The organism is Psychrobacter sp. BI730 (assembly GCF_013414195.1).
Classification (GTDB): Bacteria; Pseudomonadota; Gammaproteobacteria; order Pseudomonadales; family Moraxellaceae; genus Psychrobacter.
This window is the reverse complement of sequence record NZ_JAATTV010000015.1, coordinates 50,499-70,623: the sequence shown is the minus strand read 5'-3', so window position 1 is coordinate 70,623 and position 20,125 is coordinate 50,499. Positions and strand designations below refer to the sequence as shown.

General features: G+C 44.0%; 17 protein-coding genes. 11 read left to right on the top strand and 6 right to left on the bottom strand.

Features of this window, described 5'->3' with window-relative positions:
* The first annotated feature begins 82 nt into the window (after nucleotides 1-82).
* From argS to HCZ91_RS11495, 3 genes are all read left to right on the top strand, one after another.
* Nucleotides 83-1,912 carry an arginine--tRNA ligase gene (gene argS, locus HCZ91_RS11505; protein WP_179799502.1) on the top strand — a complete coding sequence of 610 codons (1,830 nt, stop codon included), beginning with the start codon at nucleotides 83-85 and terminating at the stop codon, nucleotides 1,910-1,912.
* 87 nt (nucleotides 1,913-1,999) lie between these two features.
* Nucleotides 2,000-2,803 carry an SPOR domain-containing protein gene (locus HCZ91_RS11500; RefSeq protein WP_179799501.1) on the top strand — a complete coding sequence of 268 codons (804 nt, stop codon included), beginning with the start codon at nucleotides 2,000-2,002 and terminating at the stop codon, nucleotides 2,801-2,803.
* Nucleotides 2,804-2,928: 125 nt separating this feature from the next.
* Nucleotides 2,929-4,023: a PTS sugar transporter subunit IIC gene (locus tag HCZ91_RS11495; protein ID WP_179799500.1), complete on the top strand. Its 1,095-nt coding sequence runs from the start codon at nucleotides 2,929-2,931 to the stop codon at nucleotides 4,021-4,023.
* A gap of 160 nt (nucleotides 4,024-4,183) precedes the next feature.
* Here HCZ91_RS11495 and HCZ91_RS11490 read toward each other — a convergent pair whose 3' ends face one another.
* The 3 genes from HCZ91_RS11490 to clpP all read right to left on the bottom strand — a co-directional run bounded on the left by HCZ91_RS11490 (nucleotide 4,184) and on the right by clpP (nucleotide 7,585).
* The gene (locus tag HCZ91_RS11490) at nucleotides 4,184-5,170 is read right to left on the bottom strand and encodes an SDR family NAD(P)-dependent oxidoreductase (protein WP_179799499.1); all 987 of its coding nucleotides are present in this window, start codon (nucleotides 5,168-5,170) and stop codon (nucleotides 4,184-4,186) included.
* A 327-nt stretch (nucleotides 5,171-5,497) separates the two neighbouring features.
* Entirely contained in the window at nucleotides 5,498-6,772 is a 1,275-nt protein-coding gene (gene clpX, locus HCZ91_RS11485) for an ATP-dependent protease ATP-binding subunit ClpX (RefSeq protein ID WP_057761822.1), read from the bottom strand.
* 186 nt (nucleotides 6,773-6,958) lie between these two features.
* The gene (clpP, locus tag HCZ91_RS11480) at nucleotides 6,959-7,585 is read right to left on the bottom strand and encodes an ATP-dependent Clp endopeptidase proteolytic subunit ClpP (protein ID WP_197411852.1); all 627 of its coding nucleotides are present in this window, start codon (nucleotides 7,583-7,585) and stop codon (nucleotides 6,959-6,961) included.
* Nucleotides 7,586-8,510: 925 nt separating this feature from the next.
* On the opposite strand from clpP, the gene HCZ91_RS11475 reads away from it, so the two are divergent.
* From HCZ91_RS11475 to HCZ91_RS11445, 7 genes are all read left to right on the top strand, one after another.
* Complete coding sequence (locus HCZ91_RS11475; protein ID WP_179799498.1) at nucleotides 8,511-9,539, top strand: urease accessory protein UreD; 1,029 nt, start codon at nucleotides 8,511-8,513, stop codon at nucleotides 9,537-9,539.
* Between the two features lie 118 nt (nucleotides 9,540-9,657).
* Complete coding sequence (gene ureA, locus HCZ91_RS11470; RefSeq protein ID WP_057761815.1) at nucleotides 9,658-9,960, top strand: urease subunit gamma; 303 nt, start codon at nucleotides 9,658-9,660, stop codon at nucleotides 9,958-9,960.
* 56 nt (nucleotides 9,961-10,016) lie between these two features.
* Nucleotides 10,017-12,206, top strand: a complete 2,190-nt coding sequence (gene ureC, locus HCZ91_RS11465; protein WP_179799497.1) for an urease subunit alpha — start codon at nucleotides 10,017-10,019, stop codon at nucleotides 12,204-12,206.
* 164 nt (nucleotides 12,207-12,370) lie between these two features.
* The gene (gene ureE / locus HCZ91_RS11460; protein ID WP_179799496.1) at nucleotides 12,371-13,015 is read left to right on the top strand and encodes an urease accessory protein UreE; all 645 of its coding nucleotides are present in this window, start codon (nucleotides 12,371-12,373) and stop codon (nucleotides 13,013-13,015) included.
* Nucleotides 13,005-13,799, top strand: coding sequence for an urease accessory UreF family protein (locus HCZ91_RS11455; RefSeq protein ID WP_179799495.1), 795 nt, complete (start codon nucleotides 13,005-13,007; stop codon nucleotides 13,797-13,799). Before ureE ends, HCZ91_RS11455 begins: the two co-directional genes overlap by 11 nt.
* Nucleotides 13,800-13,856: 57 nt before the next feature.
* Nucleotides 13,857-14,546, top strand: coding sequence for an urease accessory protein UreG (gene ureG / locus HCZ91_RS11450; protein ID WP_179799494.1), 690 nt, complete (start codon nucleotides 13,857-13,859; stop codon nucleotides 14,544-14,546).
* 50 nt (nucleotides 14,547-14,596) lie between these two features.
* On the top strand, nucleotides 14,597-15,349 hold the full coding sequence (locus tag HCZ91_RS11445) for a HupE/UreJ family protein (RefSeq protein ID WP_179799493.1): 753 nt from the start codon (nucleotides 14,597-14,599) through the stop codon (nucleotides 15,347-15,349).
* Between the two features lie 168 nt (nucleotides 15,350-15,517).
* Here the strand turns inward: HCZ91_RS11445 and tig are convergent, their stop codons facing one another.
* Both tig and rdgB read right to left on the bottom strand, forming a co-directional pair.
* Nucleotides 15,518-16,861: a trigger factor gene (tig, locus tag HCZ91_RS11440; RefSeq protein WP_179799492.1), complete on the bottom strand. Its 1,344-nt coding sequence runs from the start codon at nucleotides 16,859-16,861 to the stop codon at nucleotides 15,518-15,520.
* A 533-nt stretch (nucleotides 16,862-17,394) separates the two neighbouring features.
* Nucleotides 17,395-18,048 (bottom strand): RdgB/HAM1 family non-canonical purine NTP pyrophosphatase, encoded by a 654-nt coding sequence (gene rdgB, locus HCZ91_RS11435; protein ID WP_179799491.1) that lies wholly within the window; start codon nucleotides 18,046-18,048, stop codon nucleotides 17,395-17,397.
* A 552-nt stretch (nucleotides 18,049-18,600) separates the two neighbouring features.
* Between rdgB and HCZ91_RS11430 the strand changes: the two genes are divergently transcribed.
* Nucleotides 18,601-19,230, top strand: coding sequence for a superoxide dismutase (locus HCZ91_RS11430; RefSeq protein WP_179799490.1), 630 nt, complete (start codon nucleotides 18,601-18,603; stop codon nucleotides 19,228-19,230).
* Nucleotides 19,231-19,365: 135 nt separating this feature from the next.
* Here the strand turns inward: HCZ91_RS11430 and HCZ91_RS11425 are convergent, their stop codons facing one another.
* Nucleotides 19,366-20,106, bottom strand: a complete 741-nt coding sequence (locus tag HCZ91_RS11425; RefSeq protein ID WP_179799489.1) for an SDR family oxidoreductase — start codon at nucleotides 20,104-20,106, stop codon at nucleotides 19,366-19,368.
* Nucleotides 20,107-20,125 lie beyond the last annotated feature (19 nt).

Below are 20,125 nucleotides of genomic sequence, written 5' to 3'. Positions count from 1 at the left end.
TCGGTCGCTATTATAATAAGCAGTTATCGATTGCTCGCATTCGCACCGTTTTTGTTGTTTATTTAATTGAGTTCAAATTCCTATGTCACAAGCCCAAATTGATACGCTTGCATCCCTATTTAACGATGCAATTCAAACCCTACAAGCAGATGGTACGCTACCAAGCGATTGGCAAAACAACAGTCAAATCACCCGTACAAAAGATTTAAGTCACGGTGATTTTGCCAGTAATATCGCGCTAACGGCAGCGAAAGCAGCTAAAGCCAATCCGCGTCAACTTGCTGAAAAAATCGTCAGTGCATTGCCTGACAATCAAGATATTCGCCAAGTAGAAATCGCAGGACCAGGGTTTATCAACGTATTCTTAAACTCGGAAGCTAAATTTTCTGTATTGGACGATATTTTCACGTTGCAGGACCGCTTTGGCTTGAGTAATCAGTTTGACGATCAAAAAGTCCAGGTTGAATTCGTCTCTGCCAATCCAACGTCAAGTCTGCATGTCGGTCACGGTCGCGGTGCTGCATTTGGCATGAGCGTCGCTAACTTGTTAGAAGCTATTGGCTATGACGTCACGCGTGAATATTATGTCAATGACGCTGGTCGTCAAATGGACATCTTGGCCACCAGTACATATTTGCGTTATCTACAGCTAAATGGTGAAGAGATAACTTTCCCAGTCAACGCCTATCAAGGTGATTATGTTAGTGATATCGCCCAGACGCTAAAAACACAGCATGGCGATAGCTACGTACATAGCTTTGCAGACGTTGCCAAAGATGTGCCAGAAGATGCCAAGTTTGAGATTAATGCTGATGGCGAAAAAACCGTCATTTCAGGTGATAAAGAAGCGCATATTGATGGCTTGATTGCCAATAGTAAGACTTTGCTAGGTGACAGCTATGCGTTATTTTTAAACGCGGCATTGAGCAGTATTTTGGCGGATATTAAAGACGACTTAAATGACTTTGGCGTGAGCTACGAGTGCTGGTTTAGCGAAAGATCTATCGATAGCGAGATTGAGCCTGTATTACAGATACTAGATGACAAAGGCTACCTATATGAAAAAGATGGCAACATCTGGTTTAAGTCGACTGATTTCGGCGATGAAAAAGACCGTGTTGTACGCCGTGCCAATGGTCAATCAACGTATTTCGCTTCTGACATCGCTTATCATAAGAACAAGTTTGATCGCGGCTTTGATAAAGTCATTAACGTTTGGGGCGCAGACCACCATGGTTATGTCCCACGCGTAAAAGCCGCTCTACTAGCCCTTGGTATCGATGCCGAACGCCTTGATGTAGTGCTTGTACAGTTTGTCGCGTTATGGCGCGGTAGTGAAAAGGTACAAATGTCTTCGCGCTCAGGTCAGTTTGTGACCTTGCGTGAGCTACGTGCAGAAGTCGGTAACGATGCTGCACGATTCTACTATGTAGCGCGTAAGCCTGAAGTGCATGTTGATTTTGACTTAGAACTTGCCAAATCACAAAGCAAAGACAATCAAGTGTATTATATTCAGTACGCTCATGCGCGCGTTTGCCGCGTGTTAGAAAAATTAGCAACTTATGATTTGACCGTAGATGATGCTGTTGGTTTGGCACATCAAGATCTGCTAAGCGCACCAAATGAAGACGAGCTGATTAAACTGTTAGCAGGATATCCAGCAACGTTACTTCGCGCAGCGACTGGTTACGAGCCGCATGTATTGACCAATTACCTAAAAGAGCTCGCGGCATTGTTCCATGGTTGGTATGACACCAATCGTATCTTGCCAATGAGCTTGACATCAGGTGAAACACCAAGTCAGGATGAGCTAGACTTAATGCAAGCACGTTTGCGCTTGTCCAAAGCCGTTAGACAGGTATTGGCAAATGGGCTTAGTCTGCTAGGCTTGTCTGCACCGTCTAGCATGTAGTACTTTTCTAATATGTGACATGAGTATAGACAGCTGATAGCATTAATTCGATGATGATAGTTAAATCCAGTAGGGAGAACGAGATCCATGCTAGCCAAAAAACCTAAAGGCGCGACAGAAAAGCGCAAATCAAGTAGCGTATCAGGCTTATTGTGGATGTTTGTTGGGGCCGTATTGACCCTTATGATCGGGGTGTTTATCTACCTCTCACCATTATTCAATTTCAGCCCCGCTGATGGTAGTGCTGAGAACGATCCTGATCGCCAAGTACAGCCACGCGTGGATACTGATACCGATAATGGCGATTACGAGTTCTACGATATCTTGCCAAATCAAGAGATGGCCACCATCCCTGACGAAGATATCGCTGACATTGATAATGATCAAATAGGCGATATCGGTGCGTTTGAACCAGACGTCGTCGTGACTCAACCAGATAGCGATGCAGGCAGTACAGCAACGGGCAGCTTCGGTGGTTCGGAAAATGCGACTGTCGAACCTGCTGGGTCTAATAATGCTGGGTCTAATGAGGATATCGTTGTCGTTGAAGAAGATGCAACTTATGATGGTACGCCGCCTGCTACTAGTAACGCTACAACCCGTAATAACAATGCAGCAGCAGGTACGGCGAGCATCCAAGCTGCCAAACCTGCGGCGACCTACATCTTGCAGATCAATAGCTTTAGTGATGCAGATGAAGCGGATCGTCGCCGTGCGCAAGTACTGATGGCGGGTGTCGATGCTCGCGTGGTCAAAAACACGACGGGTAATGGCTTGCCAATTTATCAAGTCATCTCGCGTCCTTTGAATAACCGTCAAGCAGTAACGACAGCACAGCAGCGCTTACAAAACAATGGTATAGACTCTATTATTGTTGAACAGCGTCGCTAGGTTCAGTTGTTTACAGTTATTGTATTTATCAAAAAAGCGTCGTAATGACGCTTTTTTTATCTCTTTATTTTATCAAAAGCTTTCTAGCTGTTTTATCCTATTAAACGTCCATTAAGAGTATGGTTATGACCGTATCTAACTCAGTAACACCGCAAGCAGTCATCATTAAAGCGTTCTTTCAAAAATACTTTATCGATGCTTTTACTGGTATGGCTTTAGGGCTATTTGTCACGTTGATCGCAGGTCTGATTATCTCGCAAATCGGTGGTTGGTTAGATTTACCAGCATTGGTCGCGGTCGGGAAGCTTGCCTCGATATTGATGGGTGCTGGCATCGGTGTAGGTATCGCTTACTACTTAAAAGCACCAACGCTAGTGATGCTTAGCGGTCTCGTAGCAGGTATGCTTGGTGCCCATTCCGAAGCACTAATGGCAGGTACGCTCTTTACGCCGCAAGTGGGTGGACCTGCAACCTTCGTAGCATTGCCGGGTAATCCAATCGGTGCTTATCTGACTTCTGTGTTTGCTTATCGTGCTGGCACTTGGGTCGCTGGTAAGACGAAGCTTGATATTTTATTGGTGCCATTGGTTGTATGCGGTATTGCTCTTTTAGTTTGCGCTCTGCTCAATCCGCCTATCGTAGCAGGGGTCGCAGCTATCGGTCAGGGTATTCATGCCGCTACTGAATTACAGCCACTGCTAATGGGTATCGTCATCGCTGTAGTGGTTGGTATTTTATTGACCTTACCAACGTCGAGTGCAGCTATTTGTATTGCTATTGGGCTGGGTGGATTGGCGGGCGGGGCAGCAGTGGTGGGTTGTGCAGCGCATATGATTGGTTTTGCTGTTGCAAGTTTTAAAGACAATGGCGTTAGTGGCGTTATCTCTCAAGGCTTGGGTACCAGTATGCTGCAAATCCCTAATGTGCTCAGAAAACCTATCGTTCTGCTACCTGCTGTCATTGCTAGCGCTATCGTTGGGCCGATCGCGACCGTTGGTTTTGGATTAGCTTGTACCGCGACAGGTGCGGGTATGGGTACTGCTGGTTTGGTCGGTGTGTTTGGGGTGATTGAAGCGTCACAAGCAATTATGAGCACTGGTCAGCTGTGGACAGCGATTATTCTATTGATGTTTGTACTGCCTGCGGTGATTGCAGGGTTAGTGGCTTATATTATGCGCCGTATGGGCTGGTTAGTCGCTGGCGATATGAAGCTGCCTTAATCTTTGAAGTATTGAGTTAAAATATCATCACCAGTCTCAAAATTCAGTCTTATCCTTCATCAATAATGGCAACTCTCAAAAAGCCCAGATACGGTTATAGTTGAGCTTTTTATATATAAATTCATCAATTTCTCATGATAGAGGGAATGTTGATAGCATACTATTTAACGGTCTTTAGCTTCTTATGACGACGTGGTTTTAGTTTGCGGGACAGTTGATGGAAGTCGTTCAGCACTTGGCTATAGTGCGATGGAAATACACGTTGAACGGCATCGACTATCTTGGCATCGTTACCAATCAGGCAGCGCTGTTGGTTGGTCGCTGCTGCCTGTAGGATAATCCAAGCTGCTTCATTGGCATCGAATTTTAAGAATTTATTAAAATTTCTGATGGCTTTGGGCCTGGTACTCATGCCAATATCATGGATGCTCTCATTACCGCGCGCGCTGTTGGCGATATTGGTTTTGATGCCGCCCGGATGGATACAAGTCGCTGATACCCCGCAGTTCTGGATATTTAGCTCTTGACGTAAACTCTCTGTGAAGCCGCGTACGGCAAATTTGCTAGAGTTGTAGGCTGACTGTGATGGCTGAGCGGTCAAACCAAACAGACTTGAGATATTGATAATATGTCCATGCTCGCCAAACTGGCTCTGTTTCGCGCTGTTTTTGATTAACGGTAAAAACGCCTTAGTACCGTAAACCACACCCCAAAAGTTAATGTTCATTACCCATTCAAGCTCACTAATACTACTGCCTTCGACGGTAGAGTAGAGTGCGACACCTGCATTGTTAAAGATGAAATTTACTTTACCATGATCGCTCATCACACTATCAGCCCATGCTTCTACAGCTGTATTGTCTGACACATCGAGTACGGTCATAGTGACGTTGACATCATAATTGGCAAGTAACTGTTTGGTCGCTGCCAGCTGTTCAGGATTGATGTCCGATAGTGCAACATGACAGCCCATTTTCGCTAAATGAATGGCCAGCTCACGCCCCATACCAGAGCCTGCGCCCGTAATAGCAGCGACATGGTTGCGATAGTAGGATGCAATGTCTGAGTCATCCAATGAAGTATGGTTAGAAGAAAACGGTAGATGTTGGCGCAATGAAGTCGCCATAGCGGTCACATGGTTGAGCATAATAAACAATCCTTTGTCTTATTAATCATATGAGTTGTACGGACTATATATAGTGGTATATAGAAATAAAGTATAAAGGTCAAAACAGTCTATCTACATTAGCATGGTTTGTGCTGATGTCTGCTAGCGATTGATAAACGCTGCTGTCATTTCAGAGCAGGTGTAATGGAAATCGCCAATTTTCAGTAGGCAAGTTATCTAACAGGCAAGCTATCCAACAGACAAATTGGTTAAATAATAGGCATAAAAAAAGCGCCTTAGCTTATTCAGCAAGGCGCTTTTTGAGTAGTCCGTTAATGATAACGGACTATTTATATCAGTTATAAATTAAGCAATTTTAGGCACTTTACCTTCATTGATAACGTCCGCATCAACCATTACAGTTTTAGCATTTTCCATAGAAGGTAGCTCATACATAGTCTCAAGCAGGGCGTTTTCTACGATAGAACGTAGACCACGAGCACCAGTTTTACGCTCCATGGCTTTTTTGGCGATGGCATCTAGGGCTTCTTGGGTAAAGCTAATCTCAGCACCTTCCATATCGAACAAGTACTTGTACTGTTTTACCAGTGCGTTCTTAGGTTCGGTCAGGATTTGTACTAGGGCCGCTTCATCTAGCTCTTGCAGTGCCGCAAGTACTGGCAGACGACCGATTAGCTCAGGAATCAGACCAAACTTGATCAAATCTTCTGGCTCGACTTCTTGTAGCAAGTCTGAGCTGCGACGGCTGTCGTCTTTTGAGCTGACATCAGCGTTAAAGCCGATACCGCCTTTTTCGGTACGTTGCTGAATGACTTTATCAAGTCCAGCAAATGCACCACCAACGATGATTAGGATGTTGCTGGTATCCACTTGGATCAGCTCTTGCTGTGGGTGCTTACGACCACCGTGCGGCGGGATAGCAGCCACAGTACCTTCGATTAGCTTTAGCAACGCTTGCTGTACGCCTTCACCTGATACATCACGGGTAATAGATGGATTGTCGCCTTTTTTACTGATTTTGTCGATTTCATCAATATAGATGATACCTTGCTCAGCTTTGGCCACATCATAGTCAGAAGCTTGGAGGAGCTTTTGTACGATGTTTTCAACATCTTCACCAACATAACCAGCTTCAGTTAAGGTAGTGGCATCAGCCATCGCAAAAGGCACATCTAGCAGACGAGCCAAGGTTTGCGCAAGCAATGTCTTACCAGAACCAGTCGGACCGATTAGCAAGATATTACTCTTAGCCAATTCTACCATTGCATCGTCAGCGCCGATCTTGGCTTTTTTGCTGTCGTTGGCTAGCGTTTGGCTAACTTTTAGACGTTTGTAATGGTTATAGACGGCAACAGCCAATGCTTTTTTGGCAGCGTCCTGACCGATGACATATTCATCAAGCTTGGCACGCAGCTCTTTTGGCGTTGGTAGTTTTTTATTGACCCAAGAAGTGTCTACTTCGCTATCGTCATCACCGTGCTCTGCGCTGTCTGCGATTAAGTCAGTACATAGCTCGATACATTCATTACAGATGTTGGCATCGTCAGCAGCAATCAGTTGCTGTACATCGCTTTTGGCTTTACCGCAAAACGAACACTGCGGGGTATTATCTTCTGCCATAAAAGGCGCTCCTAAAATTTAAAACTGGTTAGTTTATTTGTAGTATGTCGATTATCGTATCAATTCAATGGTCATACCATCTAATAGTCGGGCATGACATTGATAACGGTTTACTGTACGGCAAATAAACTATAAAAGGTCTTATGATTGCACTCTCAATGAAGAGGCATCACGTTAATGCTTAGATTACAAAGATTCAGGACGACGCTCTAATACTTCGTCAACCAAACCATACTCTTTGGCTTCTTGTGCATCTAACCAATAATCACGCTCAACGTCTTTTTCGATTTTCTCTACTGGCTGACCAGTGCGCTCAGCTAAGATACTATTTAGACGTGCACGAGTTTTAAGAATTTCACGAGCGTTAATTTCGATATCAGTTGCTTGACCCTGCGCGCCGCCTGAAGGCTGGTGAATCATAACGCGAGCATTAGCCAGTGAGTAGCGCTTGCCTTTTTGACCAGCAGCCAATAGGAATGAACCCATGCTATAAGCACCGCCCATACAGATAGTGGATACTTCAGGTTTGATGAAGTTCATGGTATCAAAAATAGCCAATCCAGCGCTTACTGAACCACCTGGTGAGTTGATATACAAATGGATATCTTTATCAGGATTTTCAGCTTCTAAGAATAGCAACTGGGCGACGATAAGGTTGGCCATGTTGTCTTCGACCTGACCGGTCAAGAAGATAACACGCTCACGTAATAGACGTGAAAAAATATCAAACGAGCGTTCACCGCGTGAGGACTGTTCAACCACCATAGGTACTAAAGCCGCTTGTGTGGTCTGTACTTCTTTGTGCGCACTCATCAGCATATCAAAATGCGGGTTGGCAGTGATGCGATCATAATCTGTCATAGAAAAGTCCTATCGATAAATGTATAAAATAAAAATGGATTGAATGATTTTATTGTCTAGTAGTTTTTGACTAATGGGTTGTTTATAAGGGGGCTGCGCTCACTATTCAAGCCTATAAAATGGGTTTGTGCATAAAATAGCTGAAAAAGTGACCCTCCGATATGTCTAGGACTCATTGCTTATATTAAAACTTATACTAAAAATACGTCTAAAAGTAGATAAATACTATCTTATCTATTATCAAGTCATACAGATATTGATAGTACCTGTATCGACAGTGTCTATATCGATACAAAGAGCGTAAATCATGTCTGACCTGACTTTTTAACATAGAATACCTGATTAATAGCCCTACAATCTACCTATCTTACTGACTAAGCCTGCAAATAGTTATGCGTTTAGTATTTTTGCTTATCTAACATCTTCATAAAGTATTGCGCTAACAATAACGCTAAAAAATGCACTGTTATGGACAAAATGTACTATTTTGGTGCAAATATCTGCTGATTTTATAAATAGATAAGGCTCAAAAAACGTTAAGAAAATAGCTGGAAATATACGGTTATTTTTATCATTTAAGTTAAATAAAAAAAAGCGCAGACAAATCAAGGTTTTGAGCCGATAAGGTTGTCTATTTGATTATCTGCTATCAAGAGTTGGCACAGTGCTTGTATCAATAAAAACATTGACGCTTTGATTTATTGTGGTGCGCTAGGCACGATAAATGATATACGCTGTATTTCTCCGTTACTATTCTAAGGTTACTGTAGTTAATGAACTGTAATTAACGATTGGCAATAGAGTTCTTAACGGATAGCAAATGATAGCTGTCACATAAAATACTGAAACATATTTAATTGGTAAATGAGTATACAAAATGAGTTGGGCCTCTTCTTTAGCATTAAGCTTTGACACTGTTAGCAGGACAAGTACGGCCAAAGAGGGTACGGCTGATAACTCAAAAACGCGGCTTTATCATCGTAAGCATACGGGTGCCTTGATGGTACAGCGTGCTCTGTATCCTGAGCCAAGCGTACAGCAGGGTATTTGTCACATACTGATGTTGTACCCGCCAGCCGGTATCGCAGGTGGCGATACGCTGTCCATAGACCTAAACTTAGATAGTGGCAGCCACGCTGTTATCACCACACCAGGTGCAGGTAAATGGTATGGCAAAGACAGCGTCAGTCAAAAACATAAAGCTCCGTTGGGCGACGACGTTACTCACCGAAGTATGAGCCAAGACGAGATAGCTGCCTATGCGAGCCAACACGTACAAGCCAACCTCGCAGCAGATACCCGTTTAGAATGGCTGCCCCAAGAGAGTATCATTTATAACGAAGCCAATATGCATGCAGTGAGTCGCTTTGATTTAGCTGATTCCTCTAGCTTGCTGACATGGGAGATTAGCGTATTTGGGCGGCAAGCTTACGACGAGCAGTTCTTACAAGGGCATTACCATACTGGATTAAATATCTACCGAGAAGGTAAGGTTATCGTTGCTGAACGTGTAGATCAGTCTGCTGGCAGTCGCTGGTTCTCCTCAAATTTGGGGCTGGCAGGTCAGCATATTTATGGATCGTTTTGGGCCGTACCGAGTTTGAGCGATGTACATGACAACCGTGCATTATCTGCCTCCCAAACCACGCAATCAACGGAGACGGCATTAGCCACGACCAAACAGGCATTAACCCGCTATCTAGACAATACTGTAGCAGCATTGCGACAAGTTATTGCTCAAGCACAACTGCCTGTCTACTGCACTCATAATTGCCAAGCGATCAATATCCGCTATATTGGCTCAGATGTACGCGGTTGTTTTGAAGCGTTTTATCAGCTGAGAGAAGTCTTACGAGATCATTGGTGGCAACTTGAGCCTTGTCGTCCGCGTATTTGGGATACTTAATACGGCCACTTTTAATAATGAAATTAAGATATATTGCGACTGTTTTTAATCGATATCAAATGCTTTGAAAACCCCTAATCTGCTATAAATATAATGATAAGTACAACAAGGAATTGTCATGCACCTGACCCCAACAGAAAAAGATAAACTCATGCTATTTACGGCTGGTATGGTGGCTGAGCGTCGCAAAAATCGCGGTGTTAAGCTTAACTATCCCGAAGCGATCGCTTATATCAGTATGCTGCTGATGGAAGGGGCTAGAGATGGCAAAAGAGTTGCCGAATTAATGAGTGAGGGCGCCACTTATCTGTCGGCTGACGATGTCATGGAAGGTGTCGCAGAGATGGTAGATGAAGTGCAAATCGAGGCAACCTTTCCTGATGGCACCAAACTGGTCACGGTACATAATCCCATCGTGTAACGCTGTATACCATTGTTATAGCACTAAAATGCTCACTATAAAATAAGGCGGCTACCATGCAAGCAGGCGAATACCATATCCAAGATGGCGATATTATCTTAAACCAAGGTCGACAGGTGCAGACCATCAGTGTCAGCAATACTGGTGATAGACCTATCCAAATCGGCTCGCATTATCACTTTTATGAAGTCAATGATGCCTTGAGTTTTGAGAGAGAGCAGACTCGAGGTTTTCGCCTAAATATTATCTCTGGAACCGCCGTACGTTTTGAGCCTGGTCAATCGCGGGAAGTAGAATTGGTAGCATACGCTGGCAAGCAAGATGTATATGGTTTTGCTGGGCGCGTCATGGGCGCCGCTCATCCAGACGAAGCATCAGAGAGTGTTACTGATAAAAAGGCAACTGCTACTTCGCAGAAGCGAGTCAGTCGTCGTATTTATGCTGAGCATTTTGGTCCCACCACAGGTGATAAAGTCCGTCTTGCCGATACCGAGCTGTGGCTACAGGTTGAAGCAGATTTAACCAGTCATAAGGATACTACTGTTGACCAAGCAGATACGTCGCAAAGTGGTGAAAGTAGCAGCAGGCCTATTGAAATCAAAGGTGAAGAAGTCAAATTTGGCGGTGGTAAAGTCATCCGTGATGGTATGGGGCAAGGACAATTACTAGGCGCGGAAGTTGCCGATACGGTTATTACTAATGCATTAGTCGTTGACTATACAGGCATCTATAAAGCGGATATTGGTATCAAAGATGGTCGTATCAGTGCCATTGGCAAAGCGGGCAATCCTGATATCCAGCCTGCCATCGATATTGCGATTGGCGGTGCTACTGAGATTATAGCTGGTGAAGGTAAAATTCTGACAGCAGGTGGCGTCGATAGTCATATCCACTTTATCGCACCTCAGCAATGCGAGACAGCGCTTATGTCAGGAGTTACGACGATGCTGGGCGGCGGCACAGGGCCAGCTCAAGGAACTCTCGCGACTACTTGTACGCCAGGGGCTTATCATATTGCCTCAATGCTAAAGTCTACGGACAGTATTCCCATGAATATCGGATTACTGGGCAAAGGAAATGTGAGTGTACCAGAACCCATTGCTGAACAAATCGAAGCAGGTGCCGTAGGGCTAAAGCTACATGAAGATTGGGGTACAACCCCGCAAGCCATCGATAACTGCTTGAGTGTCGCTGACGACTATGATGTGCAAGTGGCTATTCATACCGATACTTTAAATGAAAGTGGCTATCTCGAAAGTACGCTCGCTGCTTTTAAAAACCGCTGTATCCATACTTTTCATACTGAAGGGGCAGGTGGTGGCCATGCGCCCGATATTCTAAAGGCTATTGGCGAGTCGCATGTGCTGCCATCTTCAACCAACCCAACGCGCCCATACACCGTCAATACTATTGATGAGCATCTCGATATGCTGATGGTTTGTCATCACCTAAGTCCTGCTATTGCTGAAGATGTGGCCTTTGCTGAAAGCCGTATTCGTCAAGAAACCATTGCCGCAGAAGATATCTTGCATGATTTGGGTGCCATCTCGATGATGAGTAGCGATTCACAAGCCATGGGTCGAGTAGGTGAAGTAGTCATTCGCACGTGGCAGACCGCGCACAAAATGAAAGTTCAACGTGGTCATCTAGCACCAGATGCAACAGCGACCATTGAGGATGAGCAACAGTACATCACTTTGACAGACTATGATCAAAGCACGGACAACGATAACTTCCGTATCAAACGCTATATCGCAAAATATACAATAAACCCTGCGATTACTCACGGTATCAGCGATATGGTCGGCTCAATCGAAGTAGGTAAATGGGCAGATATGGTGCTCTGGTCGCCCAAGTTTTTTGGGGTAAAGCCTGAATGCATTATAAAAGGTGGGCTCATTGCTGCAGTACCGATGGGTGATATCAATGCCTCTATTCCCACACCCCAGCCTGTACATTATCGTCCTATGTTTGCGACATATCCAAAATCGGTTGCCCAAACCAGCATTACTTTTATGTCGCAAGCGGCGATCGACAAACAAGTGGATAAGCAGCTTGGATTGACCAAAGTCATTCAGCCAGTACACGGTATCCGTAAAATTCGTAAAAGCGATATGCGCTTTAACAGCTACTGCCCAGATATGGATATCAATCCTGAGACCTATGAAGTACGCGCTGATGGTAAGACACTCACCTGTGAGCCAGCCGATGTATTACCCATGGCACAGCGTTATTTTTTATTTTAGAGCTTATGATGCACGTTTATAGGAGCTCTCTAAGACAGTGAGCCATAAACCATGTATGCCAATGGTCAGTTGGTTTCTTGAATGAGATCGTATCTTTATTCCCAATACTTTTACCATCAATACTATTGACCAATAGTTTGAGCAACAACAGCCAGAGAAGAATAATGAAAATATTTAATACCCGTTTAAGTACGCTTAGCGATACCCAAAAAGCACAATTGGTAGAACAGTATCAAGCCGATGATTACCTGCTATTGGATTTTGATACTCGTCAGCATTCCCGCTTTAGAGCCATTACTGTTTCAGGTGAGGCAGTTGGTGTTGACTTGCCTCGTACAGGTGTACTAAAAGGAAATGATGTCCTTATCAATGCAGCAGGGGAGTTGATGCAAGTCATCGCCAAGCCGCAAGCGGTGACCAAAGTGACGGCTGACGATGACTTTCTACTAATGAAAGGCGCTTATCACTTGGGCAACCGTCATGTGCCATTGATGTTTGACCACAGTTTTGATCAGGGTAATGCAGGCTATGCGTTATATTTTGAAAACGATCATGTACTTGCACAAATGTTAGAAAATCTTGGTCTACATATCGAGTCTACCTCAGTGCCATTTGAGCCTGAAACGGGCGCTTATCAAACGGGACAAGGGCATTCGCATGGTCATGCTCACTCCCATGCACATTCGCATAGTGACTCTCATAGTCATAAGAAAAGTCATAGCCATGACGAAAGCCACAGCCACGGACATCACCATAGCCATAGCCATAGTCATCATGATGCGCCTGTAGGTCGTTCAAATGATGGTTAATACCAGTGCTCAGCCTACTCAGTCTACCCAACTTGGACAGCTACTGATGCTGGCATCGAGCAATTTGCCGATTGGTAGTTATACCTATTCGCAAGGTGTGGAGTCAGCGATTGAGTCAGGGGTTGTCTCTGATGAAGCCAGTACGCTTACATTTATGCAGGACTATCTAGCGCTTGCAGTGATTGGCTACGAGTTGCCCGTATTAGGGCTAATAATGTGCGCGCTCAGCCAAGGTCATGAAGCGCTAGCGACAAATCTAGCACATGATTATCACGCTGGTCTCGAGAGTAAAGAGTTTGTACTGGAGTCGCAGCAGTTGGCACAAGCGATGGTGTCTTGGCTAAACGAAGTATTGAATCTTGGCATACCGGCCGAAATACCTGAAGATGGATTTTTGCCGCTATTTGCTCATATTGCTCAGCATTGGCAGCTGCCACTAGCGCAGTCAATGACTACTTATGGATTTGCACAATTAGAGAATATGGTACTCGCTGCTGTGAAGACAGTGCCGCTAGGACAAATGGCAGGTCAGCGTATCCTGTGGCAATTGCAAAGCGATCTGGGTGCTCAGGTTGATGCTCTAAGCGCTAATGTGCAACAGGCTTTCGATGCTTTAATCACATCGATAAATACTATGGATACCTTAGATACAAGTGAAGAACCAGACTGTCAGCAGCTATGCCAAGACCTCTATGAATCGCTTAATATCTCTAATAACTTGCCCAATTTGGCTATTCTCTCAAGCATGCATGAGGAGCAATACAGTCGGTTGTTCCGCTCATAACTGTACTTTTATTTCTATTTATACTTATTAATATACAAACTGTTTTAGGAAATTAATATGTCTCTAACTCCGCTCAAACCAAAAAACTCTAATGTTGCATCAGATGTACAAACTGATAGTGATAGCCAGAAACCATCTTCTGCCTTATCGTGCTTACGCCTTGGTATTGGCGGGCCAGTTGGTAGTGGTAAGACTGCTTTGACATTAAGACTATGCCAAAACCTGCGTGATACGGTCAATATGGCAGTCGTGACCAATGACATCTATACCAAAGAAGATTCAGAGTTTCTGACCCGTAAAGATGCCATGCCTGCTGAGCGTATCCGCGGTGTAGAGACGGGCGGCTGTCCGCATACAGCTATTCGCGAAGATGCTTCTATTAATCTGACTGCGATTGCTGAGCTACAAGCGACTTTTGAAGGTTTAGAGTTGATTATTATTGAGTCAGGTGGCGACAATCTAGCCGCAACATTTAGCCCAGAGTTGTCTGATTTGACCTTGTACGTCATTGATGTCTCTGCAGGCGATAAGATACCTCGTAAGGGTGGACCTGGCATTACCAAGTCTGATTTGTTGATTATTAATAAGACTGACCTTGCACCAATGGTTGGTGCGTCGCTTGAAGTGATGGAACGCGATGCCAAAAAAATGCGTGGCGACAAACCTTTTGTTTTTAGCAATATGAAAACGGGTGATGGGCTAAATGAGATTATCGCCTTTATTAAAGAACATGGCATGCTTGCCTAAAGAGCAGATGAGCTTTTACCATTAAAACATAAAGAATAAGGAAAAACCGCATGACACAGTATACAAAAGGTCTTCACATCGAAAAATCTCGTTTTTCACAAGTGCTCTCAGCTCGTCACATCGTTTCTGGTTCGGCTGTGATGATGGCATCACTAATGCTACCGTCATTGGCGCAGGCGCATTCAGGGCATATTCATTCGACTACCGCGCAAGCGTCATCGTCTTTAGGTACGTTACAAGCAGGACTGATGCATCCAGTGACTGGCCTTGATCATCTGTTTTTGGCCGTAGGTATGGGCATGTTGTTTTATGGGCTACAAAAGCAGCGCTTAGGCATGATGTCATTGACCGCAGGGTTGTCATTAGGCGCGATATTGGGCACGGCTGGCGTACTGATTGGCGGTATCGCGTTTGCTGCATCATCTGGGTTGATTGAAGTGGCGATATCACTGTCGGTAGTCGTATTGGCTATGGTCTTAATGAGCCAAAAAAGTAGACAAGAGGCATTCTCTGCGCAGACTCATACAGCACGCACGCCAAGCATTCAGCAGCTGTCATTGTTTGGTTTTGGTGGTTTGGCGGTGTTTCATGGCATGGCACATGCGATGGAAGTACCAGCGAATGTAGGTATGAGCGGACAGCTGGGTTTTTATGCAGGGATGATGGTCACGATGCTAGCGCTATATGCAGTTGGTACGCTGATTAGTCAACAGTTGCAGCAACGCTTTAGTGATAGCTTATGGTTACAGCGCGGGCTAGTGCTGCTAGGATTGAGCGCCGTATTCGCACCCGTTTTAGTATAAAGCGCGCTTTGCAGTACGAGTACGATGTTTGTAGGTTCGATAGTTGTGACTGATTTTATCTAGCTATCGAACAACATAAAAAATGCGCCCCCGATCAAAAGGTCGGGGGCGCATTTTAGTTTTGATAACCGACTACAGCATATCTCAAAAGACAGCTTGTCGTATCAACTACATTGCTTGCTGCTGTTGTTGCTGAGCAGCTAGCAAGTCTTGGTAGCTAACTTCTTTGTCAGTTACTTTACCTTGAGCGATCAAATAATCTACTACTTGGTCTTCTAGTACGACAGACTCAATGTTAGCGCGCTGCTGCTTGTCATTGGTGTAGTACTCGATGACCTCGCTTGGATCTTCGTAGTTTTCAGCGGCTTCTTTGATGAAGGTTTCTACACGCTCTTGATCTACTTCTAGGCCTTTAGTATCGATAACACGGGCAACGATGATGCCAAGACGGGCAGCACGTAGCGCTTGCTCTTCAAATAGCTCATTTGGCAGCATGTCTTTATCGAAGCTATCAGCATTTGCGCCGAACTGCTGAGAAAAACGTTGCATCATCATGTTGCGTTGACGCTCGATTTCTTGCTCTAGCATAGCGTTTGGTACATCAAACTCGTTCTTTTCTAATAATGCGTCAAAAGTCGCTTGCTTAACTTGGCTACGCGCAGCGTTTTTGATTTCGCGTTCCATGTTTTTGCGTACGTCTTCTTTCAACTTCTCAACGCCGCCTTCTTTTACGCCGAATAGCTCAAGGAACTCTTCGTTGATTTCAGGTAGCTTAGATTTTTCAACCAATTTTACGTTGATTTTGAACTGAGCTTCTTTACCAGCTAGGTTCTCAGCTTGGTAATCTTCTGGGAAAGTTACGTCGATAGTTTTTTCTTCGCCAGCTTTCATGCCTTTGATACCAGCTTCAAAACCTGGAATCATTTGGTTGCTACCGATAACTAGTTTGAAGTCTTCAGCAGAGCCGCCTTCGAATTTTTCGCCGTCGATAGAGCCTTCAAAGTCAAAAGTCACTTGGTTGTCTTTCGCAGCCATGCCCTTTTTCTCAACGAATTCTTCACGTTGCTTTTGTAGGTTTTCGATCATAGTATCAACGTCTTCTTCACTCACTTGTGCAGTGTGACGCTCAACTTCGATCTCATCGATACCTTGTACGTCAACTTCTGGGAAGATTTCAACAGTGGCTTGATATACCAAGAAATCGTCTTCAAGTTTTACGTCGTCGATGTTAGGCATGCCAACAGCGCGGATGTCTTCAGATTTGATCGCTTCAAATACAGTATCACGGATGACATCGTTGATAACTTCTTGTTGAATGCCAGCACCGTACTGAGAGCGGATGTGTGACATAGGGACGTTACCTTTACGGAAACCGTCAATCTTGGCAGTTTTCGCAACTTGGCGAATACGGCCTTCAACTTTGTTTTGAATTTTTTCAACGGGCACTTTAACCGTTAGCTGGGTTTCTTTATTAGATAGCTTATTGGTTGTGACTTGTAAATCTGTAGCCATGTTAATTACACCTTTAGGATTAAGTAGTACGTTTGATTAATGAAATAGTACTTAGGGTTAAATTGTAATAGACAGACCGCGCCTCAAATTACGAGCATGTACGACGGGCTGCCGTTGAAATAAATAGGGGATAGCGATAGCGCACAACGTCAAATTCAGTGCCAGTAGCAATCGCCGCTGATACCAAAAGGTGAACCTGCTGAGGTTGTCCATGCTATCAAATATCGATAATAAACCGTTAATGCACCGCATAATAACGCTTTTTGGTGAATTATACAGCCAAATAACGGATTTCAACAAAATTTTAAAAGTAGAACAGTATAATCTATCTGTTTATTAAAGTAAAAATTATCTCTTTGACAGCATGTTTCCTTATGTTGCTTACTCTTGTATGGCTTAATTTTATATAAAAATTTAGCCAGATTCGTATTCAATAAATCAGATAACGGACAAGAAACAGCGATAAGGTTGCAAGCGCATTATGAGCATTGAGCGCGCTTACGGATAGTTATGGATAGAACAGCTACAAATACTTATAAAGGTAGCTGCGCCAATAGCTGTTGGATTGCCTGACCACGATGGCTGATGCTGTTTTTATCAGCAGCGCTTAGACTAGCCGCACTGGCTTGCAAGTCAGGTAACCAAAACAATGGATCATAGCCAAAACCGCCGTCACCATGTAGCGTATCCAAGATTTCGCCATGCCATAATCCTTGGGCGACAATCGGTAGCGGGTCATCGGCATGACGCACCATTGCCAGTACGCAAACGAACGTACCTTTAATAGGAGCATCTGGCTTCGCTGCTCGGATAGGCTGCAAGTCAGCGATGAGCTTTGCATTGTTTTTGCCATCATTGCCGTGCTCGCCTGCATAGCGAGCAGAGTAAATGCCGGGTGCATTGCCCAATGCTGGTACGCACAAGCCTGAATCGTCGGCAATCGCAGGCAATCCGCTGATACGGCTGGCATGACGCGCTTTGATAATGGCGTTTTCCACAAAGCTTAGACCATCCTCGATGGCGTCTTCGATATCGAGCTGACCTTGCGGGACAATCGTCACGTCCAAGTTCGCTTCGGCAAATAATCGTTTAAACTCAGCCAATTTGCCCTTATTGTTACTAGCCAGTACCCATTGGTTGCCAGATGTCGGATGGGTAGCAGTTAACGAGGTATCAGTGGTGCTCATAGAGTCAGTCCATTATATAAAGATGATGAAAAACTATCATTCGAGTGGGCTTTATTTATCTTTTGTAGCGCTAATCGATAAATTATTTGACGATTGAAGTAGTTATACTAATAATGATAACGCATGAGTTTGGAGTGCGTGCAATTCCTGCTTAATAAATAACCAATCGCTATGTAGATTGTACGGGCTATAACATTTGGTAACTGATATTATTGGTTGCTATTGCTATAATAGGAGACAAGCTACAGTGAATTATATCTTATGGCTTGTGAATATTAAGTTAATAAAAGTCTATAAAGTCAGAGACTTGGCTTTTTGACGAAGAATAATAGCAATAAGTAACCGACAGGTTGATTTTGGATTCATAATGATACGTGATATTGTATTGAGCAGTACTGTGTATCAAGCGATAAAGTTCATTTCAAACAATAAACTCAGCCAATTTAGTCTGCTATTTTATAGTGTTTTTTGCGGTGTAAAAATAGCGTAAAATTCAGTTTCTATAAGCAAGTTTTTATAAACTAACGGCTAAACAGCAAGGATAAAATAATTATGTCAAACATTACTTTACCAGACCTACCATATGCAAAAGACGCACTAGAGCCACATATCAGTGCCGAGACGCTAGAGTATCATCACGACAAGCATCATAATGCATACGTGACTAAGCTTAACGATTTGCTACCAGGTTCTGGTCTAGAAGATAAAACATTGCCAGAAATCATCGTAGCGACTGCTAAAGATGACAGCAAGCAAGGTATGTTCAACCAAGCAGCTCAAGTATGGAACCACACGTTCTACTGGAACTGCATGACGCCAACGAACGGCGGCGGCGAACCTACTGGCGATCTAAAAGCAAAAATCGAAGAAGATTTCGGTAGCTACGACAAGTTCCGTGAAGAGTTCAAAAACGCAGCATTGACTCAGTTTGGTTCAGGTTGGGCATGGCTAGTTGCTGATAAAGTCGGTGGCAAATTGTCAATCGCCAAAACGGCTAATGCTGACACCCCACTTGCACATGACCAAGTCGCTGTATTGACTTGTGATGTATGGGAACACGCGTACTATGTAGATTATCGTAACCGTCGTCCTGACTATGTTGACACGTTCCTAGACAAGCTAGTGAACTGGGATTACGCAAACGCAAAATATAAAGGTCAAGATGCTGGCGTTGAAGAGTAATCTTTAACGACTAGGTATTTGATTGAAAAAAGGGACACCGCGAGGTGTCCTTTTTTTTGTGGTAGCTTTCTATATAGCTTTCTATTTCGATATTTGATTAAAACATATTTTTGATAGAGCATCGCCATTACGATATTAGGCGATACCGCCATTTGCGCCGATATTTTGTCCAGTAACCCAAGCGGCTTCTTCACTGACCAAAAATGCTACCACATGAGCAATATCGACTGGTTCACCGATACGATTAAACGGTGACATGCTAGCAAGTCTCTCTACCGTTTCATCTGCTTTACCTTGATGAAATAGCTCAGTGTCAGTAGGGCCAGGAGAGACTGCATTGACTGTAATTCCTCGCGCGCCAACTTCTTTAGAGAAGATTCTGGTCAGCTGATCTATGGCACCTTTGGTAGCACAGTAGGTGCCGTAACTAGGTAGCAGCATACGAGTGGTCGTACTTGAGAGGTTTACAACACGACCACCGTCATTGAGTTTAGTCGCGGCTTCACGCAATGTATTGAACGTGCCTTTTACATTGATAGCAAATATACGGTCAAAGTCTTCATCGGTGGTCTCGGCAATGGGTTTATTAATCATTATACCTGCGCTATTGACCAAAATATCTGGCTTACCAAACGCGCTGATAGTGGCATCAAACATTGCTTCGACTTGCTTGGTATTGCTGACATCAGCTTGAACGGCAATGGCTTCACCGCATGCGGATTTAATCTGACTTACGATATCATTGGCTGCTGAATCATCATTTGCATAATTAATGACGGTTTTAGCCCCTGATTCTGCAAGTGATAAGGCTATCTGTGCGCCGATACCTTTTGATGAACCGGTTACAATCGCGACTTTATTTTTTAGTGTTGTCATCGATACTTTCTCCAATAGT